Here is a 23,346-nt window from a genome sequence, read left to right on the forward strand (position 1 = left end):
ATGCCCGAACGCAGGCTTGAATCCGTGGGCCGCCGTCATGGGCCATCCCTGGCCCAGGACGGCTAACCCGGCGTCCTGCCGGGTTACCCACGGATTCAAGCCTGCGTTCGGCCAGCGTGGTTAACGGGGCGCCTAAGATCAAGATCAAAAGCAGATCAAGAGCCAGAGCAGATCAAAAGATTGCTGACTTCGTCAGCGATTAAGGAAGTAGAAGCCACACCGCGTACGCTTCAAAGATCAGGTCGGCTTTAAGGCCGCCTCGCTTTGTTTTTGATGTGGGATCGCCCCGTCAAACACGCTGGCCGAACGCAGGCTTTGGAGCGTGGGTAACCCGGCAGGACGCCGGGTTAGCCGCACTGGGCCAGGGATGGCCCATCGCGGCGGCCCACGCTCCAAAGCCGGAGTGAGGGCACACCGAGCCTAGGCGAGGTGCCGAGTGTTGGGGCGAGGACCTTTTGGTTACTTTTGGGTCCTTCCAAAAGTGACCCGCTGTAAGAGCGGAACCCTAAGTGGCCGTTACCTAAATAACGGATATACACACGGAGCAAAAAATGCCGCAGTTCACAAAAATCCTGATCGCCAACCGCGGCGAAATCGCCTGCCGCATCCAGCGCACGGCCCAGGCATTGGGCTACCGCACCGTCGCCGTCTACAGCGACGCCGACGCCCAAGCCCGGCACATACAAATGGCCGACGAAGCCGTCCACATCGGCCCCGTCCCGGTACAGCAGTCGTACCTGAACATAGAAGCCATCCTCAATGCAGCCAAACTGACCGGTGCCGACGCCATCCACCCCGGCTACGGCTTCCTCTCGGAAAACCCCGGTTTCGCCCGCGCGTGCCAGGACGCCGGCCTGACCTTCATCGGCCCCAGCGCCGAGGCCATCGAATTGATGGGCAGCAAGCGCCGGTCCAAACTCGCCATGCTCGAGGCCGGCGTGCCTTGCATCGCCGGCTACCAGGGCAGCGCCCAGGATGACACCTGCCTGCAACGTGAAGCCGAGCGCATCGGCTACCCGCTGATGATAAAGGCCAGCGCCGGCGGCGGTGGCCGTGGCATGCGTCTGGTCCACCAGCCGGAGGCGCTGCTGGAAAGCCTGCACAGCGCCCGCTCGGAGGCCAGGCATGCGTTCGGCAGTGACGAACTGATCCTCGAACAGGCGCTGATCGAGCCGCGCCACGTCGAGATCCAACTGTTCGGCGACCGCCACGGCAACCTGATTTACCTCGGCGAACGCGACTGCTCGATCCAGCGCCGCCATCAAAAAGTCATCGAGGAAGCGCCCTGCCCGGTGATGACGCCCGAACTGCGCCAGGCCATGGGCGAGGCCGCGCTCAAGGCCGGGCGCGCAGTGAATTACCTCGGCGCCGGTACCGTGGAATTCCTGCTCGACCGCAACGGCCGGTTCTACTTCCTGGAAATGAACACCCGCCTGCAAGTGGAGCACCCGGTCACCGAGCTGATCACCGGCCTCGACCTGGTGGCCTGGCAACTGCAGATCGCCGCCGGCCAGCCGCTGCCGCTCGAGCAGGCGCAGGTGAGCCTGAGCGGCCACGCCATGGAAGTGCGCCTCTATGCTGAGGACCCGGCCCAGGGCTTCCTGCCGCAAACCGGTGAGGTGCTGCGCTGGGAACCGGCCGTGGGCGTACGGGTTGACCATGGGCTGTGCGAAGGCGAAACCATCAGCCCGTTCTATGACCCGATGCTCGGCAAGCTCATCGCCCATGGCGCCACCCGCGAAGAAGCCCGGCGCAAACTGCTGCGGGCGGTGGAAGACACGTTGTTGCTGGGGGTGACGACCAATCAGCGCTTGTTGGCTGAACTGCTCAAGCACCCAGGGTTTATCGAGGGTGATTTCAGCACCGGGTTTATCGCCGAGCACTTCAGCGAAATACCGCGCCCGGCCGCGACAAGTGATCAACTCGCCCTGGCCGCCGCGCTGTTTTACCAACACAGCGCCGACCAGCATCCCCACGGCCTCGCGGGATGGCGCAACAACGCCCGGGTTCCCTGCACCTTTCGCCTGGAGGTCGACGGCGAAACCCACACCGTCACCGCCGCCCCCCTGCCACTCAGCACCGATGGCCGTCACGCCACCGTGGTGCTCAACGGCATTCGCCGGCGTATCGCCTATCACCTGGAGGGCTCTCGGCTGTGGTTGCCAGGCCTTATCGTCACCAACCGCACCCAGCAGGTTGCCGGGCGCCAGGCCGACGCAGGCAGCGGCACGGTCAAGGCACCGATGGACGGTGCCATCGTCGACGTCCGCGTCAGCACCGGTGAACAGGTGACCAAAGGCCAACTGCTGCTGGTGCTCGAAGCCATGAAAATGGAGCATCCACTCAAGGCCGACAGGGACGGCGTGGTCAAGGCCGTACAGGTCACAGCAGGCGATCAGGTACGCAATCGCCAGGTTCTGCTGGAGATCGAATAACCCCCTAGTCGGAACTACAAGGCCGGTCTACGCTCTATCCCCAACAGGAAAGGACGAGTACGGGAACCTGCGCGATGCCTCATTGGCTGATTATTGACCTTGAAGCCACAACGGATGAAGGCGGCTGGCCCGTGACGGAGATGGAAGTCATCGAGATCGGCGCGAGCCTGGTAAACCGCCAGGGCCGCGAGCTGGACCACTTCCAGCGCTTTGTGCGGCCGCTGCGCCGCCCCTTGCTCACGCCCTTTTGTCGCCAGCTGACCCATATCACCCAGGCAAATATCGACGGCGCTGCACCGTTCATCGAGGTGTGGCCGCTGTTCGAGCGCTGGCTGGGCCAGCATCAGGCGCGCCTGGAAGGCTGGGCCAGTTGGGGTGACTACGACCGCGTGCAGCTGGAGCTCGAATGGCAGCGCCATGGCCTGGCCAGCGCCATGGCCCCCACGCCCCATGTCAACCTCAAGCAACGCTTCGCCAAGGCCCGGCGCCTGGACAAGCCCCTGGGGCTCAATGGCGCCCTGCAATTGGCGGGGATGCAGTTCCAGGGCCAGCAACATCGCGCGCTGGAAGATGCACGCAACACCGCGCGCCTGCTGCCGCTGATTTTGCCGGTCTAGGCAGCGCCCGAAGCCTTGGGCATACTGACTCCCCCTTTTCCTTGCTGCTCAACTGTAGGAGCGAGCTTGCTCGCGAAGGTCGTTAACGATAACGCGGTAAACCTGGCACCCAGCGGCGCTCTCAGGTTTTTCGCGAGCAAGCTCGCGCCTACAGGATGAGCGTAAAGCATCAACTTTTTCCGAGGATTCGCCCATGTTCAAAGTCAACGAGTACTTCGACGGCACCGTCAAGTCGATCGCTTTCGGCACCGCAGAAGGTCCGGCGACCATCGGCGTGATGGCCCCGGGTGAATACGAATTCGGCACCGCCCAGCGCGAAATCATGCACGTGGTGTCCGGCGCCCTGAGCGTCAAGCTGCCCGACGCCAACGACTGGGAAACCTTCGCCGCCGGCAGCCAGTTCAACGTACCGGCCAACAGCAAGTTCCAGCTGAAGGTCGCGGTGGACACCGCTTATCTGTGCGAATACCGCGGCTGATCGCTGCGCCGCAAAAAAAATGCCCGTCTCCTGGGAGACGGGCATTTTTTATGGGCCCATGGCTTATTCGAGGATGATCACCGGCATGCCCACTTCCAGGCGGCCCACGCCATCGTTGACCAGGTTCTGGCCAAAAATCGCGCCGTCCTCGGTCTTGCGGTAGGCCTCTAGCGTCACAAAAGGCTCACGGTCGGGGCTGCGCTCGCCAGTGTGCGGATCGATGGTGGTGAGAATGCAGCGTGAGCAGGGCTTGACTGCACGGAACTCCACATCCCCGATGCGCAGGCGCTTCCAGCCGTCTTCGGCGAAGGCGTCGCTGCCTTCGATCACCAGGTTGGGGCGAAAGCGCAGCATGTCCATGGGGCGGCCGACTTTCTGCGAGAGGTCGTCGAGGGATGCTTGTCCGATCACCAGCAACGGATAACCGTCGGCGAACGCGACCTGGTCATCATCGCGGCCGTAACCTGCCTGGGTGGTGCGCGCCCGCTCAAGGGGGATCTGCACCAGCCGCGTGGGCTTGCCGATAAAGGCGCTGACCCAGGCGGCGGCTTCGTCGCCGGCGTCCGGCACACGCAAGGTGTCGCGCCAGATGGTCACGCCACGTAGCTCGGCCGCACTGCCGGGCAGCGCCACGTCCAGCGGCGCGTAGCCAGGCGAACTCAGGGTCAGGCCACCGCTGCTGTTCCACAGCGCCGACAGTTGGCTCATCTTCGCCACGGCGCGCTGGGTGAGGAAACGCCCGCTGGCCTCATCCACCAGCATCCAGCGTCGATCGCCGTCCAACCCCAGTTTATCCAGGCCGACCTGTTGCAAGGTTTCGGCCTTGCCGGACTTCAAGGGGTAACGGTACAACGCGCTGAGACGAAGCATGGGCCAACATTCCTGAGGGGCAAAGCCGTCACCCTAAGGTCAAGCGGACGCTTCGTCCAGCATCAGGCGCTGACGTACCACATCCACCAGCTTGTCCGGCTGGAACTTGGACAGGAAGTTGTCGCAGCCGACCTTCTTCACCATCGAGTCGTTGAAGCTGCCCGACAGCGAGGTGTGCAGTACCACGTAGAGCTTGCGCAGGCGTGGGTCGTTGCGGATTTCGGTGGTGAGGCGGTAGCCGTCCATCTCGGGCATTTCGGCGTCGGTGAAGATCATCAGCAGCTTGTCGGTCATGACATGGCCGGCGTCGGCCCAGGCCTTGAGCATGTTCAGCGCCTTGAGACCGTCGCTGGCGATGTGCATCTTCACGCCCAGTTGGCCGAGGGTGTCGCGCAATTGCGACAGGGCCACGTTGGAATCGTCCACCAGCAGCACTTCGCGGCCACGGGCGCGTTCCAGCACCGGGTCGTCGAGTTTTTCGCGGGAGACCTTGGCGTTGTACGGCACGATCTCGGCGAGGACTTTTTCCACGTCGATGATCTCCACCAACTGGTCGTCGACCTTGCTGATGGCGGTGAGGTAATGCTGGCGCCCGGCGCTGGTCGGCGGCGGCAGGATGGCTTCCCAGTTCATGTTGACGATGCGGTCCACGCCACCTACCAGGAACGCCTGCACCGAGCGGTTGTACTCGGTGACGATAATGGTGCTGTTGGGACCCGGCACCAGCGGACGCATGCCGATGGCCTGGGACAAGTCGATCACCGGCAGGGTCTGGCCCCGCAGGTTGACCACGCCGCACACGAAGGGGTGGCGCTGGGGCATCAGGGTCAGCTTGGGCAGTTGCAGGACTTCCTGCACCTTGAACACGTTGATGGCGAACAGCTGCCGCCCGGCCAGGCGGAACATGAGGATCTCCAGGCGATTCTCACCCACCAGTTGCGTGCGTTGGTCTACCGTGTCGAGAATGCCGGCCATTAAGAGCTCCTGGTGTGCGCTGGAAAGTAATGCGCGAAGTGTTTGTGCAGTTAGCTTGTTATCGGCGGCAAACGCCGGACCTTGACCCCGGTAAAATGCCATGTAAATTCATTGATGTCACACTGACATCATGCTTTACTGCTGAGGCCTGTTCATATGGCGGTGCAGCGACATTGCGCGACACTCAAATCGACGCAAGGTTCCGCCATGTAAGGGATTCCCCTATACACAATCAGGCCCAACCTGATATTCGCAATATCTAATAGCCATTAATGTGACGCCATTCTCATTGCATGAATGGAGTCAGGCTTTTGTTTGCCATCCACAGCCCTCGTCTTATGGGTTTTCCAGACGCTCACGTCGCGGCAACTGAAGGTGTGCAATCGAGCCCACTCACGAGGGCCACGCGCAGCCGTCGCCGTCATTCAAATAAACGTCCTACTGAAAACTCAGAAGCGACCTACAGATTCCCGTTATCTTTCAGCGGTAGTTTTACGCCATTCACCCGGTGCGACCTCTCATCACCCGACCTTATGTTGTGGAGACTTGCATGATGAACGACGGTAACGAGTGGCAACTTGCACTTCCTGAGTTCCTGCGCGAGGCTGAAAAGCTGCTGGCCAAGTCGGAAGAATGCCTGAGCCATCTGCATCTGATTCGCAACGACAGTGACGCCATCGACTGCATGAAAATCAGCCTGATCAAGCTCGCCGAAAAGGCCGATTGCCTGGCCCTGCAAGCGATCAGCGAGTTCTCGCGGCATATCCAGGACGTGATCGCCAACGCCGAAAACCCGTTGCAGTTACATGATCAAGCCCTGGGGGCCCTGCATGACTGCCTGACATTGCTGGCCTGGCAGTTGGAACTGATCGATGCAAAAACAGGCCAACTGACCCTGGATAAAGAAGAACAGACCAAGTTGATTGACACCGTCACCCTGCAAATTCCGCAAAAGGGTTTCAGTTACAATCCGCAACAACGTATGCATCATTTGTCTTGAGGCGCTCTCAGGTCGCATTCAAGCACGGGGTTATCTAAAAACGACAGCGCCAACTAACTCGCTGGAGCAAAATGGCGATTTAACATCAATTAGCTATTAACGATACAAACCCTTTGAAATAATACAACCTCACTTCATTAACGCCGGGATTATCATTCCCCGCGTTCTTGCGCGTTTAAATAGGCCGCCAGGCACGGCACCTGGCGACCAACGGTAAGAGTGGTGGTACTATGCCCCCGCTCGAAGTGACTCAACTTCAGCCTGCTTGAGAACGATTCAAGAACGTATTCCAAACAGAGCCCGGTCAGCCGCGACCGGTCTTCCCGCAGCGAACCTTCATTGGCTCCATCCGCTATGCATGCCAGCCTCAAGACATTCATCGCAAGGTCCGCGTCCCGCAGTAACGCACGCCGTTTGATCCTCGCCCTGTGCTTCGGCTCGCTGCTGCTGAGCCTGTGGGCCTACAGCCGCTCCGCGCCGCTGCCACTGCTGGTGCTGCTGCTCAACCTGGCCATCCTGGTAGTGGTTGGCCTGCAACAGTGGCGCTCGCGTAAATCCATCAAGTTCCAGCCCCAGGAGTTGGCCGATCGCCTGTTGCAAGTGCAGGAAAACGAACGTCATCGCCTCAGCCGTGAACTGCATGACGATATCGGCCAGTTGCTGACCGCCGCCAAGCTGCAAAGCGAATGGCTCAAGCGCCGCCTGCCGGAGGAGCTGCAAAGCCAGTGCACCGTGCTGTGCAACACCTTGAACGAGACCCTGGCCAAGGTGCGCGACGTATCCGCCATCCTCAACCCCCGGCAGCTCGCCAGCCTGGGCCTGGAAGCCAGCCTGCGCGCGCACCTGCTCAAGACCCTGGAAAACACCCCGGTGCACTGGAGCCTCGAATGCCAGCAACGACTGACCGGCATCCCTGAAGAAATGGCCGTGGCGGCCTTTCGCATTACCCAGGAAGCCGTGACCAACATGCTTCGCCACGCCCAGGCGCGCAATCTGCTGGTGCGCCTGCAACGCCTGCCCGAGGGCCTGTCGTTGACCATCTGTGATGACGGCCAGGGCTTTTCGCCCGCCATCAACCCCGGCCTGGAAGGTCAACGGGGCATGGCTGGCATGTCCGAGCGCATTGACCAGCTTGGCGGTTCATTGTCCGTCAGCAGCCAACCAGGCAACGGCACACGGATCGACGCGCTTTTCCCCTGGGCACCCCGCACTCTGGAACGGGCCAGCGCCCCTAAGGTTATCGAGTGACCTGCACATTACTCCTGGTGGATGACCATGCACTGATCAGGGCCGGCGTACGTGCGCTGATCCAGGATATTCCCGGCTACACAGTGACCGGCGAAGCCAGCGATGGCGCGCAGTTGCTGGAGCAGTTCAATACCTTGCTGCCGGATATCGTGCTGTTGGACCTGTCCATGAAGCACACCAGCGGCCTCGACGCGCTACAGCAACTCAAGCGTGCGCACCCCAGGAGCAAGGTGCTGATCCTGTCGATGCACACCGACCCGGAGCTGATCATGTGCGCGCTGGAGGCAGGCGCCCACGGCTACCTGCTCAAGGACACCACTGCCAACGAGCTGGAACACGCGTTGCTGGCCTTGCGCAACAACGAGCGCTACCTGAGCCCGGCGATCGCCCATACCGTGATCAACCAGGCGCTGGTGCGCAGCCAGGAACCCGCCACGCCCGCACGCCACAGCCATAACCTCACGGCCCGCCAACTGGAAATCCTGCGCCTGATCGTGCGCGGCAAATCCACCCGCGAGATCGCCCACGGCCTGGGCCTGAGCATCAAGACCGTGGAAGCCCACCGCTCGCAAATCATGAAGCGCCTGCAGATATTCGATGTGGCGGGCCTGGTGTTATTTGCCGTGCGCGAGCAGATCATCAGCCTGGACGACTAGGGGCGAACCCACCGGCAGATGCACGCGCAGGGCCTTGGGCAAGGCCTCGAAGTGCAGGTCGTCACCTTCCAGCGGCTCGCCATCGAGGTTGATGTACAAGCCCTGCGCGACCTTGATGTTGACCCACGGCAGGCGTGCCCGCACGAACATCGCGTCCAGCTCCCAACCGTTACCCATCAGCTCGCGCAAGGTGCCCACCACTTCCTGGGGCGCCGGCAGGATACTGATGTCGAGCAAGCCATCGTCGGCCAATGCGCCAGGGCACAGCACATGCCCACCGCCCGCCTGGCGACCGTTGCCGATGCCCAGGGCGAGCAGCTCGCCCTTCCAGTGGAAATCCGGCCCGTCCAGCTCGGCATAGGCGGCCTTCAACTCGCTGAAGCGCGTCAGGCCGGTGAACAGGTAGGCGGCGCCACCGAGGACTTTCTTCAGGTCTTCGGAGGTATTGGCGGTGACCTGGCTGCCGAAGCCGCCGGTGGCCATATTCAGGAAGATTTGCCCGCCGACCTGGCCGAGGTCGATCGCACGGGGCGGCACATCCAGCAACGCCAGGGCCTGGGCGGGCTCCAATGGCACGCCGGCAGCCTTGGCGAAATCGTTGGCGGTCCCCAGAGGCATCAGCACCAGGCTGGCCTCACCCTTGGCCTGCGCCATGGCCTCGGCCACATCGCGCAAAGTGCCATCGCCGCCGCCGGCAATGATGTGGGTATAGCCACCCTCCAGGGCCTCCTTGACCAGGCGCTTTGCGTCACCGCCCTCCCAGGTCACCCGTACCGCCAGCTCCCAACCCTGCTCGCGCCGCGCCAGCACGGCGCTGCGCACGTCCTCGTTGAGGGCCTGCTTGCCGTGGAGGATCAACAGTGCCTTGGGGGTGGTCATGGGTGGCTTACTCCTGGATTCAAAGGTGCTTGAAGGATGTGGACCTTGGGCGACTGAAAAAAAGCCATGGGCGTTGAAAATTAATCCCGCGACTCACTAGAAGTTATCCATCGCGTTGCACATCGACAGCTTGCCCTTGGACGCAGGCTCCACAGCGACCCATTGCTTGGCGCCCGCCGGCAGTTCATGCAACTGGATCGAACAATTGGCATACATGGACGCCTGCACCATGTAATCCACCCCAGGTCGAGGCACGAAGGCCATGCTGGCGGAGCATTGCCGGGAATATTGCAATTGCCCCAGGTAATGAAAGGCGATCGGCGTGTTTGCCGGCACCACCAATTCCGACGACACCGCAGCCGCCCACGAATAAATCGGCCCAGGCATGCCCAGGCTTTCACCGTTGTGATCGGGGAAGCCCGCTTTCGTCGACGCCATCACCCCGGCGCCCGGCACGTTCCAGTCCAGGCAATCACGCCCCGGCACCGCGCGCACCAGACCATCGGTGATCAACCGCACGCGGGCGGTCTCGCCGGTCTGCGGTGCAACGTAGCCGGTGGACAGGGAGCGGATATTCGCCACTTGGCCGCAGCCGGTCAGCAGTACCAGCAACGCCACGGGAAACACACGTAAAAGGCTCATCAGCAGTCAACTCGCAGAGGAATAAAGGGCCGCTTACGGCTGACGGCAATTCTGGTTGACCGACAGCTCTGGCGCCGGCTCGTACTTCACCTGCTGCAAGCCATCAGCGCCCTGGAAGATGAAGTACTTGATCCGGCAGTCCTTGAACATCGGCGAGTAACCCTCAGCCCGGAAGCCTTGGCCATCGACCTGCTTGGTCACAGCGTTGTTTCGGCTGACCACCGCGAGCACCTGGGCGTAGCTCTGGCCCATCTTCACCCCCGGCTCGCCGGTGACCGTCATCGACGAGGCGCAACCGCCCAGCCCTGCCACCGCCAATGCCAGCGCGACGCCGTACAGTCCATTGCGTAGATCGTTCATGCCTTGCTTCCTTTTAGTGATGGTTCAGCGACGGCCTTCGCACACTGGAGATTCGCCAATGCGGCCAAGCTTGCACAGATCCAGATTATCCTTGCGGGTAAAGCCAGCGTCCTTCATGCAATAGAAGTGCTTCAGTTTCTCATCGATTGAGCCGCCGCCCGTGCCCGCCACATTGGCGTACCCGCACGCGAGCATGCTGCTCTTGACGCCTTCAACCGACACCCCGCTCTTTTGCCAATAGGTAAAATCAGGCGGCGGAGGTTGAAAGCCCCTGCCCGTGCAGCCGGTCGTTAACACCGCGCAAAAACTTAACAGCAGACACCGACTGAACATGGCGTTCTTCCTCATGGTTTAACTCGAACAAAGTGTGAGACACCGTCGGGTGAATCCCGCCAGAAAGGCTGGCAGGCTGGTCCGCCATCGCCATAGCAGTTGTGCACGGTGTTTTCGCCGCCCAGCACCTTCAGCCACTCCCATACACGAACGCTTCCCTCCGGGATCGTACCGCCTGTGCCAGCGTTAAACCCTACGCCGGGTGTTCGCGCAACGGGGTCGAAATTATGATTCTGGTACTGCAGCGCCATCGCCTCGCGTTGCTCCTCAGAACTGAACGTTGAGCGGTTCTGCAATATCCCCAACAGCGAGTCAGCCTTTTGCACCCCGTAGGCTGCACCAAAGAAGTTCATCGACGTCTGACCCAGAACGCCAGCGTTGGCCGGATCACGGGCCAATGATTCCATCGCACTGCCGGTGGTCAGCGTGCCCCGGCTGTGCCCGTCGATATGCAACCCGCTCTGACCGAACTGGACCATGTAGTCCTTGGTTTGCACGGTGGCATTGGATAAACCCCAGAAGTCATTTTCAAGGTTTTTCTGATACGCCGCGATCATCAGCTCGGACGTGAAATTGTTGGCTTTCTCAAAGTGGATCAAATATTGCGGCCCGGTATCGGCGGTGCTGTGCTGGTTAGCATATTTAGCGGCACCATCGATGTCGTTGAAAATGCCGTTGTTAGCGATATGCACCTTGCCGTCTGGCCCTTTCTTGAGGTGCTGTTTCTCTTCGTCGCTCAACTCGCGACGTTCAACCTTGCCGTCTTTATCAATCAACGCCTTGCCATCCTTGTCCTTCAAGACCTCATACACCCGCGCCTTCTCGATAAAGATCTTGCGATACGCCTCATCCGCCAACAACGAGACCTGATGATAGAACTCACGCTTGATCTCCTGCTCGGCCTCGACCTTGCGCCCCATTTCTGCCACATCCAGGCGCTCCACGGCGGCATGGGCGGCTTCGGTGTTGCGGTTCAGGTTGGCAATTGTCTGGTCGACAGTCATGCCGCCGACCACGCGCTGGCGCTCGGCGTTGGTGATCACCAGGGTACCGGCGCTGATCGCGCTGCGGGTGTCGCTGGATTCGGAGTCGGAATCCGAGCCATTGTTGAGGCTGTTGGCGAGCAGCGCCTTGGCCGTGCCCAGTTTGCCGTCGAGCATGTCCGAACTCAGGTCGACCCCTGACGTCTTGGCGCTGGCTTCGGAAAAGTTGTGGATGTCGGACACGGTCAGCGTACCGGTGGTCAGGCTGTTCTTACCGTCGGCGATGGCCTTGTCGGAACTGGCGATCACACCGCCCTTGAGGTCGGTATTGCCGCGCACGTTGATGTCGAAACCACCGTCGCCGGCGCGGATGCCCGATTGCTCGATCACGCTGGCAAAGTTGGACTTCTGCTTAGTATTAGTCGAGCTGAAGCTCGCCGTAGCGGCGCCGGCGCAGACCGGCGGGATGCAGATACTGATACCGGCGCTCATGCTTTTCTGCTGAGACGCAAAGGTGCTGGTGTCCTGCAGGCTCTCGATATTCAAGTCGCCACCGACGTCAGCCTTGACCTTGTCACCCGACACCACGGCGCCGCGAATCGTGGTGTCCTTGCCGGAAATCAGGCTGACCTGGTTACCCGCCGTCAGGTGGGTGTTGCTCCAGACCAGGTCGTTGCCATCGGCATTGCCACGGCTCTGGGACGCCGAGGCATTGAAGCTCAGGCCATTTTTCTCGCCGCCAAAGGAGATGCCGATGCCAATGCTGCCGCTGATGCTCTTGTTGGTGCTGTGCTGCTCCATGGTGTTCTGGGCGCCCACCAGCAGGATATTGCCGTCGGCTTTCAACAACGCATCGTTGCCCGCCGTGATCTGGCTGCCCTGCACCGTCAGGTCGTTGTTGCGTGTACCACCACTGGACACAATCGACACATCCCCACCCGCCGCAACGGTCGAGCCGGCCGCGGTGCTGCCATTTTGTTCGCTCTTGCTCGAACTCTGGTTGGTGCCCAGGGAAATACTCAGGTTGATCCCGCCCATGGCGGCCGGATCAGCCGCCACCTGGGTATAGGCATCGCTGGCCGCCCAAGCGGTATTCAACGCCGCCAGGGTTTTCATGCGCTTGTCGTCGGTACGTTCGGCGGCCTTGTTCATGCGCTGGCCGGTCTGCACCGCATTCACGATCGGGTTGGTCAGGGTCAGGCTGACGCCCGTCTGCTTGAAGCGCTGCTCTGTCTGCATCGAGCTGAGGTTGCGCGCTTCGAGGATGTTGACCTCGGACGCGTCGATCGACACATCCCCCTTGGGCGCATTGACGTTACTGCCCACCTGGCGGTACTCGCCGCCCGCACTGACCAGCACATTGCCGTCAGTGGCGCCGATATTACTGGCCGCCGCCGTGCTCTGGCGCGAACGCTCCTCATTGGTCTGGCGCTGCGAGCCGATGGTGACGGCAATGGCGCCGCCGCTGAACATGCCGCTGGTTTTCACGTCCTTGGTGTGTTCTTCGCTGAGGTGCTCGGTGGCGGCTTGCACCTTGATGTCATTGCCTGCCGAAAGCAGCGTCCCCGAGGTCGAGACCACATTGCTGCCGGTGATCGCAATGTTGTTGCCGGCTTGCAGCACCGTCTGTTCACCACTGAGTGTCGCCGCCTGTGCGCTGGTCTGGCTCACCGTATCGCGGGTGGTGATGGTCTTTTTAGAGAACATGCCGTTGCTGCCGGTAACCTTGTGCGCTTCATCGGCGCTGTTGAAGCGCTCGCCGGCCTCTACGTTAATGTCCCGCGCGGCGCTGACGACCACGGCGCCGGCATCACTGCCGACTTGCGCGCCGCGTACATTCACGTCACGCCCGGCCCCCAGGCGAATATCGCCGGCGCCTTGCACGGCGCTGCCGACTTCATTACGCCCGGCTTCCTTGCGCCAGTTGTCTCCGTCCCACTGGTTGGCCTGGGTATAGGATTCAGTCACGGTGCTCAGGGTGATGTCGTTACCCGCCACCAACGCGGTCTTACCGCCCACACCGGTGTTTTTGACCTCGGCGCCTTGCAGGTTGATGTTGTTGCCGGCGGTGGCAAGCAGGTTGGCGGCAGGCGCCGAGACATAGAGCCCGGCCACGCGCGACAGGCCGGTGCGGGTGCCCTGCTCGCTCTGGCTGTCGGTGGTGGTGGACCGCACATTCAGGTCATTGCCGGCACTCAGGGAAAGGCGGCTGTTGGCGCTGATCAGGCCACCGATGTTGTTGATGTCCTGGCTGGCACTGAGCGCCACCTCGTTGCCCTGGATCCGGCCACCGAGGTTATTGAGGTTCTGCACGCTGATGTTGACGCCATCGCGCCCGGACAGGCTACCGGCGTTGACCAGGTCACCGCGCACGTCGAGGTTCAACGTGCGTCCGGCCATCAAGGCACCGGAGCCATCCATGTCGCCCTCACGGACCCGCACATACACCTGCGGCACCAGCACCTGGCGGACTTCGCCACTGGCCAGGGTGACGTCCTTGGCCACCAGCCAGACGATGTCGCTGGTCAGCTGCGCCATTTGCTCGGCGGTCAGCGCCACACCCGGAATCAACTTCCACTGATCGGCCAGGGTCACGGCACTGTCGATCATGCCGCGATACTGCTCTTCGTCACTGGCGTAGCCGTCGACAAACCGCCGCCCGGTAAGTTGTGCCACCTGCTCGCGGATCAGCTTCTGCTCGTAGAAGCCATCACCCAGACGTTGCTGGGTCGCCGCCGGGTCAAGGTTCAGGCGTTGCAGCATATAGTCCGACGACAACCACTGACGGTAGTTGGCAAAACGCGGGTCGGTCTCCACCAGGTAGCCGGCGGTGCTGCCGGGGTTGGTGTGGAACAGGCTGCTGTTGGGCAGGTCCGGGTTGAAGCCACCGGTCCGGATCTGCTCCACCGCGCCAGCAGCATTCTGCTTGGTCAGTGCTTCGACCTGGCTGATCGGGCTGACGGCGTAGGTTCTGCCGACACCCGAGAGATCGCCGGTGCCGGCGGTGTTATCCGCGACCTTGGCCAACACCAGCGCGCCGACCTGCGTACCGGTGCCATTGATGGCCGCGTACTCGGTAAACATGGTCGGTGTCAGCTTGATCTGCTGAATCAACGGTGCCGGCGTATAGGTGGTGACGCTGCGGCCCTGACGGTCGCGGCCCTTGCGCTGGATACGATAGAAATTACTCAGCGTGCCTTTATCGGTGGTGATGCGCTGGCCATCCACCTCGGTATTGATCACGCTGCCGACATTGGCGTTGAGGGCCTGACCAGCAATGATCCGGCTCTTGTCGTTGATTACCTGGTCGGCGATCAGGGTGAGGTTGCCGCCCGCCAGTAGTTGTCCGGGGTCGGATTGGGTAATCCGCGTTTCAGTCACCTCACGGGTGTAGTCGTAGCGGTTCCAGCGATCGTCATAGCCCTCCGGGGTGACCAGGTGCAGGACCTCATTGTTGTAGGTCGAGACCTGCTCCGGCGTATAGCGGTTGGTGGAGCCAGACAGCTGGAACTCTTGCAGCACATCACGGGACGCCACCACCTGCTCGGTAGCAAAGTGCTCGTTGGTGTTGCGGATAACCCTGGCATTCACATTCAGGCTGCCCAGCGCCTCGACGGTTGCACTGGCGTTATTCAATTCCTGCGCCTGGCCGCTGGCGTTGCCGTTGGTATCCAGGGTCGCCCCAATCGCTAAATCGCCGGCACTGAAGATCAGACCGTGCTCGCGGTTGTTCACGACCTGGCTGGCAATATCCAGGCGGTTGCGCGCTGCAACCGTCGCGGCAACACCGCCTTCGAGGGTGTTGTTCAGGGTCGCGGCGGCGATGGACAGGTGATCGCCGTAAATACGCCCGGTGCCCAGGTTGTTCAGCGTCGCGGTGTTGATCCGCGTGACCTCAGCGTCGATCAAGCCGCGGTTATCCAGTTGGCTGCCCGCATTGACCTCGACCTGACGCGCGCTGATCAAACCGCTGGCGGCGTTGTCGAGGGCGTTGACGTTCAGGCGCAGCAGGTCACCGGCCTGGAAGCTGCCTTGGTTGGTCAAGCGCCCGCCGGTCTCTACCGTCAGGCCGCCGTTGGCCTGGAACAGGCCGCTGTTGACGAAGTCATTGGTCAGCCGAAACGTCAGGTCGCCCAGGCTCAAGGCCTTGCCGCTGCCGCTGTAACGGGCACTGTCGAGCAGCAGGGATTGCCCGGCAATCAGCGTGCCCGCCACGTTACTCACTGCCTGGCGTTTCTGGGCCAGGTCACGGTCGGCCACGGTCAGCGCACTGCCGGCGGAAACAATGCCTTGCTCGTTATCCAGGGTGCCGCTGCCTGTGATGCTCAGTGCCGCATCGGAGACGATCGAGCCGCCGCGGTTGGTCACGTCATCAGCGTCGATGGCCACCGACTGCCCCTTGACGCCTTGGTTGGCGCCCTGGGTCGAGCTGTTATCGACACGCGCAGCCGTAAGCGCCAGATGGCCGTCGGCACGCAACAGGCCCGCCTGGTTACTCACCTGCAGAGCATTGACTTGCAGGGTCTTGGCACTGCCGATAAAGCCCTGGTCGTTGAGCAATTGCCCGGCGCGCACCGTCACCGCAGCCTGGCCAAGAATGCCGCCGCGGGTGCCGGAATTACGATTGCTCAGCAACTGGCCATGGGTGTCCAGGGTCAGCGCCGACTTCGCCTGCACGGTGCCGCCGTCATTGTTCAACACGCCACTGTCGACCGTCAGCGTATCGCTGGCATTGAGCATGCCCTGGCCGTTATCCAACTGCTGGCCGTGGGTGTCGATCAGCAACTGCGCGCCGGTCACCACGCCGCTCTGGTTGTTCAAACCCTGGGCGTTGACGGTCAAGGCTTTGGCGGCCTCAAGGCGGCCGCCCTGATTGTCGAGCTGTTGCCCGCGACTGTTGAGGATCAGGTCGGCGGCGACCGAACCGAGGGTGCCGCCCTGGTTGAGGATGCTGTCGGCATTGACCGTCAGCGTCTGTGTCGCCGCGACCGTGCCCTGGGCGTTATTCAACTGCCCGGCGTCGACGTCCAGCGCACCGCCGGCGGTGATCTGGCCGTTACGGTTATCGAGGCTGCCGCCGTCGAGGAACAGCTGCGCAGCCGTGACCAGCTTGCCCTGCTGGTTGTCCAGGTGCTCGCGAGCCGTGACGTGCAAGTCGCCGAGCCCGCCGGATTGCACCAGGCCATGCTGGTTGCCCAGGGTGTCGGCACTGACGTCAAGGCGGCCACCACTGGCGAGGGTGCCACGGCTGTTGTCGAGACTGTGCGAGACGGTCATGCGCATGCCCGCACTGCCGGTCTGCACCCACTTGCCGCCGACGTTGGAGAGGTCCAGCGCCGTGGCGGTGATCTGCGCGGCGCCCACCTGCGCGGCATCGCTGAGCAAGGTTTGCTTGGCGTCGGCGGTCAGGCCCTGGCCGGCGGTGACGCGGCTGCGGCGCACATCGAGGTTGCCGGCGGTGCTGGTCAACGCCACGCTCTGGGCCGAGGTCAGGCTGTCACTGAGGTCGACCGTTGCGGCGGTGGCGCTCAAGTGTTGTGCCGCAAGGTTCTGCCCCTTGGCCGTCAAGGTGCCGGCAGACGTCAGGGTCAGCGAGCCGCTGCTGCCCAACTTGCCGCTGCTGTCGACGCCGGCGGCCAGTGCGGAACCGGCCTGGCTGCGAATCGCCGACTGCGCGCCGGTGGTGGTCAGGCGCGTATTCCCTTGGGCGGACACAATACCCTTGTTGTCGATATCCCCGGCAGCACTCAGTGCCAGGTCGCCCTGGGCAAACAGCGTACCGCTGTTGTCGATGCCCTTGTCCGCCTGGGCGGTCAGTTGGGTGGCGCTACTGACCCGGCCGCTGTTCTCGATGCGGCCGTCGCTGCCAATCACCACTTCACCGGCGCTGGCACCGATCTGCCCGGCGTTACGCACACCAACGCCGGCGCCGTTGCCCACCAGGGTGATCTTGCCGGCATACATGCCGCCCAGCTGCGCCACATCGATGGCGACGGCGGGGGCGTCGGCCTGGGTTTTATCCGTGGCCCCCGCCTTGATGCTCAAGTCCTTCGCCCAGATCCCCGCGTTGACTTCAACCGTGCGCGCGATGATCTCGGTGTAGTCGGCCCGAGTACTGTCCATGCCATCGCCGCCGATGCTGACCTTGCCCCCGGAGACTTGATAGCCGCTGATCAGGCCGTTCTCGAACTGCGCGCGGCCCGTGGTCAGTGTCGCCCGGTCGGCGTTGATAAAGCCGCAACCGTCGCAGGCAATCCCGGACGGATTGGCGATGACCACCTGGGCCTTGGAGCCTGCCACTTCGACAAACCCGCGCAATTGGCTGGGGTTGCTGGAGTTGACCTCGTTGAGGATCACCCGTGCACTGCCGTTGGCCAGCGCGCGGTTGCCTTCGATCCAACCGCCCAGTTGGGTCTGGCTGTTGGTCACGCCGTTGTTGAGGATCACGCCGCGCTTGTCCACATCGAACTGCGTATAGGTATTGCGCGACACCCCTGCCCCGCTCGGCGTGGTGATGTCCACCACGGGCGCGCCGTTGCCGGCGGCGCCAATCGTCGGGCGTTGACCGGCCGGCGCAGAACCGTCGACCACCACCTGGGCCTGCGCCGGCATCACCAGCGCGACCCAACCCATCCCCACCATCAGCGCAAACCGCAGCGGTGTGAGGGTCACCACGGCGGTACCGGCCCGGGACACGGCGCTCGTGGTGCCGGGTGCCTTGCACGCACTCTTGACGTTCTCGGCCACCACCATCAGCAGGCCGCGAGCCTTGTTGAATACAATTCGAAATAGATGCTTATTCATGCAAGTCCTTTGCGCGGAGGCTGATCAGAGCGCGTCGCTGGGTAACGGGTGAGTGGCAAACCAGGCTTTCGCCTCCAGATCCAGGACGGCGATCCCCTGGAAATTCATGACGCGTAAACCGCGCTCATCGCCTCGGTGGTACAGCGAACGGCAGATGCGATTGGGCCACAGGCGCCGACGTAACAAGCTCATGACACGCGGGGTGTGACCAAACGGCGCGACCCAGTCGTTGACCCAGGTGCGTTCGCCGCTGTTCCAGTCCTCCGGCGGCAGGCACACCGCCGGCTCGCGCAAGTAACGCGCTTCGGCCTCGGCACTGAGGTTCAACCACGACAGGAAAAACACCGGGCGCCCGTCTTCGCTGATCAAAATGAACTGGCGCTGCTTGATGGCGGGCAGCAACAGGGTCGACAGGCTGTGCAACGGCGCATCCCGGTGTGCAGTGGAGTGCATCCACAACCAGACCGCCGAGCCCAGCACCTGGGCTTCGTCGATGGGGCTGTCGGCCCGTTCGGGGGCCAGCACGTGCAGGGTGTCGTAGCGCATGGTGGTCTCCTTCAAAATGACCAGTTGGCGCTGAAGCCACTGGTCACGTCGGCGGTCTGGAACCCCTTGGGTTTTTCCAGGGGTTTGCCGGTGTAGAGGTCGTAGGAAAACTGCTTATAGCCGCCGCGCAGGCCCACCACCGCACCGGCCAGGCGTCGCCCCGAGAGGTACTGGGTGGAGTGGCCGCCGACTTCGCCGTAGTCCACGCCCAGGTACAGCTCCTGACCGGTATTGGCCAGGCTCAGGCCCAGGTCGTTGCTGAACGTCCAGCCGCGCTCGGCGGACAGGATCTGCTCGCCGTCGAAGCCACGCACGGTGTAGCGCCCGCCAATCGAAAAACGATCCTGCGGGATCAGCGGCGTGCGGTTCCACTGTCCGCGCCAGCCGGCGATGTAGCGCAGCCGCTGCTCGCCCAGGGTGAACGGCAGTTGCAGTTGCGCGTTGGCGGAAATCACCTGCGAGCGCGAGGTGCCTTCGCCGTTCTCTTCCTCGGGCGCGCGCAACGCGTCACGGGCACCGGTGCCCCGGCGATAGCCGACGCCGAGGTCGAGGGTGCTGGCACCGATGAACTCACGGTGGTTGATCCCGGCCATCCAGCCCGCCATGCGCCGGCGCTGCAGTTCAATTTCGGTGTCTTCGATATAGTTGTTGGAGGTGCGGCTCCAGCCGCCGACAGACACGGTGGTCTTGCGCATCGCATCGCGATAGATCACCCGCGACAGCTGGATTTCGTTGGTGCGGCTGCGGCCACTGTAGGAATACGCTTGGTTAACCCCGGCAATCGTCTGGTGGTAGTCGTACTCGCTGGAGGTCAGGCTCAGCTGCCAATAGTCGTAGGGCACCGAGTAATGCACGGTGTGGCCCTTGGAACCGCGGTCGCCACTCTGGCCGCCACCCAAGTCGTGGTTGAAGCTGATGTAGAACAGGTCGTTGAGGGTGGCGAGGTTGTCCAGTGACAAGGCGACGTTACCCTGGTACTTGCCGGTCTGCTTGCTGCCGGAGTCGTCCACCGACAAGCTGACCCGCACCGGTATGGCCTGCTTCCAGGCGATGACCACGTCGCTTTCTCCAGGCTGCGCGTCGTTGCCCTCGGCCGGGGTGATCTGCACATCCGCTTCGGCGGTGGGCACGCGCTTGAAGTTCTCCAGCGCCTGTTCGATATCGCGCAGGTTGAGCACGTCGCCGGCGGACGCAGGCATGGCGTTCCAATAGTGGGCGCGTGCGGAGGTGCCTTCGGCAAAACGGATGTGCTTGATCCGGCCCGGCACCAGCACCAGCGACAGGGTACCTTGGTTCAGGTCCTGGGCTTGGGCGAGTACGCGGGTGGTGATGAAGCCCTTGGCGATAATCGCGTTCTGGATGCGCTTCATCGTCAGGTTGATGCCGCCGGCACCGACGCAACGTCCTTGCACAGGATCATCGGCCGGGTTGGCCGCACGCAGGGCCCACTGGAAATCCTCGGACTGGTCGCCAGTGAGCACCACGCGGTCGATCTTGAAGCAGGGCGTTTCATTACGCGGCAAACGCAGGCCACCGGCGTTGTCTTGTGGCGCTTGCAGGCGTACGTCGGGAGACGGCTCCAACTGCTCGCGCTGGGCGCGCTCACGTTGTTGCTGCAACAGCAATTGTTGCGCAGGCGCCTGGGGCTCAGCCGCCAGCACCGCAACACTGGTAAAGAAACCAACAAAGGAGCAGGCGGCGACGCAAGATTGCAGCAAAACAGAGGGTTTTGTTCGAGAGAGAGCGTCGACAGGCATTTCGCATCCTTGTGAATGAAACTTCCTACATGCGCAGGTTGGTCATCACAAAGACGTAAAAGTGCCATGGAAGAGCATGGCAATGTGACACATTCGACACAATCGGCCACAGCCGACACCCTTGAGCCTCAAGCCTGAAGGCTCTAGCTCAAGGCATACAGAGGTTTTTCAGGGTTTACACAGCGCAATCAGCTTTTGTGTAATTTACTCATCAACTGCGCCTCAGCCTGGGTCAAGCCACACGACTGGGTCAGTTCATCCACGGTAGCGCCCATGCCCACCAGCTTCGCCGCCTGGGCAAATGACAGGCTGGAAGGGTCGCGCTGCTCGATCTGCGCCAGCTTGTCCGGCAACGGCGCGAGAATGGCGCGCAGTTCATGCACCTCGTCCCCGACCCTCACCGCACTCTGCTGGAAGTGATCGACCCGCTTGACCAGCTCCAGCACCCGTCGATCACGCACCGCATCGCGCTCGGCCTGCTGCATCGCCAACTCGCGCTGCTGGCGTATGTAGCGCAGCAGAAAACCCAGGGTCCCGGCCCACAACAGGGCCAGGACAATCACCGCGACCTCAAGGAACAATCAGATGCTCTCCAGTTCCGACCATTCTTCTTCGCTCATCATTTTGTCCAGTTCAACCAGAATCAACAGTTCGTTGTTCTTGTTGCACACGCCCTGGATGAACTTGGCCGACTCCTCGTTGCCCACGTTCGGCGCGGTTTCCACTTCCGATTGGCGCAGATAGACCACTTCCGCGACGCTGTCGACCATGATCCCGACCACTTGCTTGTCGGCCTCGATGATGACGATACGTGTGTTGTCGCTGACTTCGACCGTGTCCAGGCCAAAACGCTGGCGGGTGTCGATCACCGTCACCACGTTGCCGCGCAGGTTGATGATGCCCAGCACATAGCTTGGCGCACCGGGAACCGGAGCGATCTCGGTGTAGCGCAGCACTTCCTGCACGCGCATCACGTTAATACCGTAGGTTTCGTTGTCCAGTTTGAAGGTAACCCATTGCAGGATCGGATCATCCAAACCTTGTGCGGACGCTGACTTGTTCATATCTCTGACCCCTTCAAATGCCGATGTAGGCGGCGTGTGTACTTCTTTTGGTCGCACACTCGTGCGACCCTTGTTGTCCCATCAACTGCGTTTGTTCACCGGCATTGCTTTAACGGCACCGCTGGCGATCAACTCGGCCAGTTCGGCAACGTCCAGCAACGCGCACATGTGTTCGATCACGGTGCCTGCCAGCCAGGGCCGCTGGCCCCGATGGCTGCGCCATTTGATTTCATTCGGGTCCAGGCGCAGCGAGCGGCTGACTTGGTGCACTGCCAGCCCCCATTCGTAGCCCTGCACCGAGATCACGTATTGCAAGCCTTGGCGGAAGTCATCGCGGTAGCGGTCGGGCATCACCCAGCGCGCGGTGTCCAGCACCTTGAGGTTACCGGCCTGGCTCGGCAGGATGCCCAGGAACCATTCCGGCTGCCCGAACAATGGCGTCAATTCCTGGCCTTCCAACGAGTAGATCGAGCCCAGGCACACCAACGGCACCGCCAGGGTCAACCCGGCGACGTCGAACAGCAGACATTCAAATGGCTCGGCCGCCCAGGCCGGCCGATCATCGCCGCTCACCGGCGGTGGCGTGATGCTCGGTGGCAGGTGCACTTCCACGACCGGCTCGACCACCACAGGCACGACGGGCGCGACCACCGGGACGCTGACCGGGACGACGAGTGCATCGCGGGCCTGCTCTTCCAATACAGCCAACTGGAACTCGTCCAGGCTGCTCGAGGACGGCACTTCGACCGCCGGCTCCAGCACCAGGATCGGTTCCGGCAATTCTTCTGCGGTCGCGTCCTGCAGCAAGGCATCCAGGTAGGATTCCAGTGCCAGTTGCGGGCGGGTCTTGACCTTGAGTTCGACGGGACGGTTCATCATCAGGCCACCTGTGCCACAAGCTGCTGGGACAGCAGGTGCTTGAGCAACGCCCGGTAGGCCAGCACACCGCGGCTTTTGCCGTCGAACTGCGACGGTGTGAGCCCGGCACGGCTGGCATCACGCAGGCGAGTGTCCACCGGGATGTAGCCGTTCCAGATAGTCTCCGGGTAGGCATCGCGCAGGACGCGCAAGGTGCCCAGTGACGCCTGGGTGCGGCGGTCGAACAGGGTGGGCACGATGCTGTACGGCAACGCCTGTTTGCGCGAACGGTTGATCATCGCCAGGGTGCTGACCATGCGCTCCAGGCCCTTGACCGCCAGGTGCTCGGTCTGCACCGGGATCACCAGTTGCTGGCTGGCCGCCAAAGCGTTGACCATCAGCACGCCGAGCAACGGCGGGCTGTCGATGATCGCGTAGTCGAAGTCCTGCCACAGTTGCGCCAGGGTCTTGGCGATCACCAGGCCCAGGCCGCTCTGCCCCGGCGACTGGCGCTCCAGGGTCGCCAGCGCGGTACTCGACGGCAGCAGGGAAATGCTTTCGTTACTGGTAGGCAGCAGCAATTGCCCGGGCAGGTCGGCCGGTACGTTGCCTTTGTGCAGGAACAGGTCGTAGTTGCTGTGCTCCAGCGCATCCGGGTCGTAGCCGAAATAGCTGGTCATCGAGCCGTGGGGGTCGAGGTCAACCACGACCACACGCTTGCCCGCCTCGGCCAGCAAGCCGGCTAAAGCGATGGAGGTGGTGGTCTTGCCGACTCCACCTTTTTGATTGGCAACTGCCCAGACTCTCATTCGGATGGTTCCTCCCGGTGGGCACACGCGCG

General features: G+C 62.4%; 19 protein-coding genes. 6 read left to right on the plus strand and 13 right to left on the minus strand.

Annotated elements, in window-relative coordinates; translation table 11 throughout:
* Positions 1–551 precede the first annotated feature (551 nt).
* The 3 genes from AC07OP_RS14925 to ppnP all read left to right on the plus strand — a co-directional run bounded on the left by AC07OP_RS14925 (position 552) and on the right by ppnP (position 3,530).
* Entirely contained in the window at positions 552–2,435 is a 1,884-nt protein-coding gene (locus AC07OP_RS14925; RefSeq protein WP_495100720.1) for an acetyl/propionyl/methylcrotonyl-CoA carboxylase subunit alpha, read from the plus strand.
* A 74-nt stretch (positions 2,436–2,509) separates the two neighbouring features.
* Entirely contained in the window at positions 2,510–3,052 is a 543-nt protein-coding gene (locus AC07OP_RS14930; RefSeq protein ID WP_027603887.1) for a 3'-5' exonuclease, read from the plus strand.
* Positions 3,053–3,245: 193 nt separating this feature from the next.
* Entirely contained in the window at positions 3,246–3,530 is a 285-nt protein-coding gene (gene ppnP, locus AC07OP_RS14935; protein WP_027603886.1) for a pyrimidine/purine nucleoside phosphorylase, read from the plus strand.
* A gap of 63 nt (positions 3,531–3,593) precedes the next feature.
* Here the strand turns inward: ppnP and AC07OP_RS14940 are convergent, their stop codons facing one another.
* Positions 3,594–4,400, minus strand: a complete 807-nt coding sequence (locus AC07OP_RS14940; protein ID WP_065924151.1) for an MOSC domain-containing protein — start codon at positions 4,398–4,400, stop codon at positions 3,594–3,596.
* Positions 4,401–4,439: 39 nt separating this feature from the next.
* Positions 4,440–5,375: a chemotaxis protein CheV gene (locus AC07OP_RS14945; RefSeq protein ID WP_027603884.1), complete on the minus strand. Its 936-nt coding sequence runs from the start codon at positions 5,373–5,375 to the stop codon at positions 4,440–4,442.
* Between the two features lie 550 nt (positions 5,376–5,925).
* On the opposite strand from AC07OP_RS14945, the gene AC07OP_RS14950 reads away from it, so the two are divergent.
* From AC07OP_RS14950 to AC07OP_RS14960, 3 genes are all read left to right on the plus strand, one after another.
* The gene (locus AC07OP_RS14950) at positions 5,926–6,375 is read left to right on the plus strand and encodes a hypothetical protein (RefSeq protein ID WP_174557005.1); all 450 of its coding nucleotides are present in this window, start codon (positions 5,926–5,928) and stop codon (positions 6,373–6,375) included.
* Positions 6,376–6,729: 354 nt separating this feature from the next.
* Positions 6,730–7,623, plus strand: coding sequence for a sensor histidine kinase (locus AC07OP_RS14955; protein WP_495100730.1), 894 nt, complete (start codon positions 6,730–6,732; stop codon positions 7,621–7,623).
* A complete protein-coding gene (locus tag AC07OP_RS14960; protein WP_065940544.1) occupies positions 7,620–8,279 on the plus strand; it encodes a response regulator transcription factor in 660 nt (219 codons plus the stop codon). Before AC07OP_RS14955 ends, AC07OP_RS14960 begins: the two co-directional genes overlap by 4 nt.
* Here AC07OP_RS14960 and yegS read toward each other — a convergent pair.
* The 11 genes from yegS to AC07OP_RS15015 all read right to left on the minus strand — a co-directional run bounded on the left by yegS (position 8,238) and on the right by AC07OP_RS15015 (position 23,314).
* Entirely contained in the window at positions 8,238–9,158 is a 921-nt protein-coding gene (yegS, locus tag AC07OP_RS14965; protein WP_495100719.1) for a lipid kinase YegS, read from the minus strand. The two genes, AC07OP_RS14960 and yegS, sit on opposite strands and share 42 nt — an antisense overlap.
* A gap of 96 nt (positions 9,159–9,254) precedes the next feature.
* On the minus strand, positions 9,255–9,800 hold the full coding sequence (locus AC07OP_RS14970) for a hypothetical protein (RefSeq protein WP_495100718.1): 546 nt from the start codon (positions 9,798–9,800) through the stop codon (positions 9,255–9,257).
* A gap of 33 nt (positions 9,801–9,833) precedes the next feature.
* Positions 9,834–10,160 carry a hypothetical protein gene (locus AC07OP_RS14975; RefSeq protein WP_065940546.1) on the minus strand — a complete coding sequence of 109 codons (327 nt, stop codon included), beginning with the start codon at positions 10,158–10,160 and terminating at the stop codon, positions 9,834–9,836.
* 24 nt (positions 10,161–10,184) lie between these two features.
* Entirely contained in the window at positions 10,185–10,493 is a 309-nt protein-coding gene (locus AC07OP_RS14980) for a hypothetical protein (protein ID WP_053133393.1), read from the minus strand.
* Positions 10,494–10,504: 11 nt separating this feature from the next.
* The gene (locus AC07OP_RS14985) at positions 10,505–18,280 is read right to left on the minus strand and encodes a hemagglutinin repeat-containing protein (RefSeq protein ID WP_495100717.1); all 7,776 of its coding nucleotides are present in this window, start codon (positions 18,278–18,280) and stop codon (positions 10,505–10,507) included.
* A 24-nt stretch (positions 18,281–18,304) separates the two neighbouring features.
* On the minus strand, positions 18,305–18,826 hold the full coding sequence (locus AC07OP_RS14990; RefSeq protein WP_065940548.1) for a toxin-activating lysine-acyltransferase: 522 nt from the start codon (positions 18,824–18,826) through the stop codon (positions 18,305–18,307).
* Between the two features lie 11 nt (positions 18,827–18,837).
* Positions 18,838–20,583, minus strand: coding sequence for a ShlB/FhaC/HecB family hemolysin secretion/activation protein (locus AC07OP_RS14995; RefSeq protein WP_495100716.1), 1,746 nt, complete (start codon positions 20,581–20,583; stop codon positions 18,838–18,840).
* A gap of 188 nt (positions 20,584–20,771) precedes the next feature.
* Positions 20,772–21,164, minus strand: a complete 393-nt coding sequence (locus tag AC07OP_RS15000) for a DUF2802 domain-containing protein (protein WP_092355175.1) — start codon at positions 21,162–21,164, stop codon at positions 20,772–20,774.
* Positions 21,165–21,647, minus strand: coding sequence for a chemotaxis protein CheW (locus tag AC07OP_RS15005; RefSeq protein WP_005790025.1), 483 nt, complete (start codon positions 21,645–21,647; stop codon positions 21,165–21,167).
* Positions 21,648–21,728: 81 nt separating this feature from the next.
* Positions 21,729–22,523 (minus strand): CheW domain-containing protein, encoded by a 795-nt coding sequence (locus tag AC07OP_RS15010; RefSeq protein WP_330215001.1) that lies wholly within the window; start codon positions 22,521–22,523, stop codon positions 21,729–21,731.
* A 2-nt stretch (positions 22,524–22,525) separates the two neighbouring features.
* Positions 22,526–23,314: a ParA family protein gene (locus AC07OP_RS15015; RefSeq protein ID WP_065924144.1), complete on the minus strand. Its 789-nt coding sequence runs from the start codon at positions 23,312–23,314 to the stop codon at positions 22,526–22,528.
* Positions 23,315–23,346 lie beyond the last annotated feature (32 nt).

It is taken from the genome of Pseudomonas sp. GW821-FHT09D08, assembly GCF_059416305.1.

What these genes read in the sequence shown, in the direction of transcription:
- yegS (WP_495100719.1), bottom strand. Translation starts at nt 9,158, where the DNA reads ATGACCACCCCCAAGGCACTGTTGATCCTCCACGGCAAGCAGGCCCTC.
- AC07OP_RS15005 (WP_005790025.1), bottom strand. Translation starts at nt 21,647, where the DNA reads ATGAACAAGTCAGCGTCCGCACAAGGTTTGGATGATCCGATCCTGCAA.
- AC07OP_RS14930 (WP_027603887.1), top strand. Translation starts at nt 2,510, where the DNA reads ATGCCTCATTGGCTGATTATTGACCTTGAAGCCACAACGGATGAAGGC.
- AC07OP_RS14925 (WP_495100720.1), top strand. Translation starts at nt 552, where the DNA reads ATGCCGCAGTTCACAAAAATCCTGATCGCCAACCGCGGCGAAATCGCC.
- AC07OP_RS14955 (WP_495100730.1), top strand. Translation starts at nt 6,730, where the DNA reads ATGCATGCCAGCCTCAAGACATTCATCGCAAGGTCCGCGTCCCGCAGT.
- AC07OP_RS15015 (WP_065924144.1), bottom strand. Translation starts at nt 23,314, where the DNA reads ATGAGAGTCTGGGCAGTTGCCAATCAAAAAGGTGGAGTCGGCAAGACC.
- AC07OP_RS14985 (WP_495100717.1), bottom strand. Translation starts at nt 18,280, where the DNA reads ATGAATAAGCATCTATTTCGAATTGTATTCAACAAGGCTCGCGGCCTG.
- AC07OP_RS14990 (WP_065940548.1), bottom strand. Translation starts at nt 18,826, where the DNA reads ATGCGCTACGACACCCTGCACGTGCTGGCCCCCGAACGGGCCGACAGC.
- AC07OP_RS15010 (WP_330215001.1), bottom strand. Translation starts at nt 22,523, where the DNA reads ATGAACCGTCCCGTCGAACTCAAGGTCAAGACCCGCCCGCAACTGGCA.
- AC07OP_RS14995 (WP_495100716.1), bottom strand. Translation starts at nt 20,583, where the DNA reads ATGCCTGTCGACGCTCTCTCTCGAACAAAACCCTCTGTTTTGCTGCAA.
- AC07OP_RS14940 (WP_065924151.1), bottom strand. Translation starts at nt 4,400, where the DNA reads ATGCTTCGTCTCAGCGCGTTGTACCGTTACCCCTTGAAGTCCGGCAAG.
- AC07OP_RS14980 (WP_053133393.1), bottom strand. Translation starts at nt 10,493, where the DNA reads ATGTTCAGTCGGTGTCTGCTGTTAAGTTTTTGCGCGGTGTTAACGACC.
- AC07OP_RS14970 (WP_495100718.1), bottom strand. Translation starts at nt 9,800, where the DNA reads ATGAGCCTTTTACGTGTGTTTCCCGTGGCGTTGCTGGTACTGCTGACC.
- ppnP (WP_027603886.1), top strand. Translation starts at nt 3,246, where the DNA reads ATGTTCAAAGTCAACGAGTACTTCGACGGCACCGTCAAGTCGATCGCT.
- AC07OP_RS14950 (WP_174557005.1), top strand. Translation starts at nt 5,926, where the DNA reads ATGATGAACGACGGTAACGAGTGGCAACTTGCACTTCCTGAGTTCCTG.
- AC07OP_RS14945 (WP_027603884.1), bottom strand. Translation starts at nt 5,375, where the DNA reads ATGGCCGGCATTCTCGACACGGTAGACCAACGCACGCAACTGGTGGGT.
- AC07OP_RS14975 (WP_065940546.1), bottom strand. Translation starts at nt 10,160, where the DNA reads ATGAACGATCTACGCAATGGACTGTACGGCGTCGCGCTGGCATTGGCG.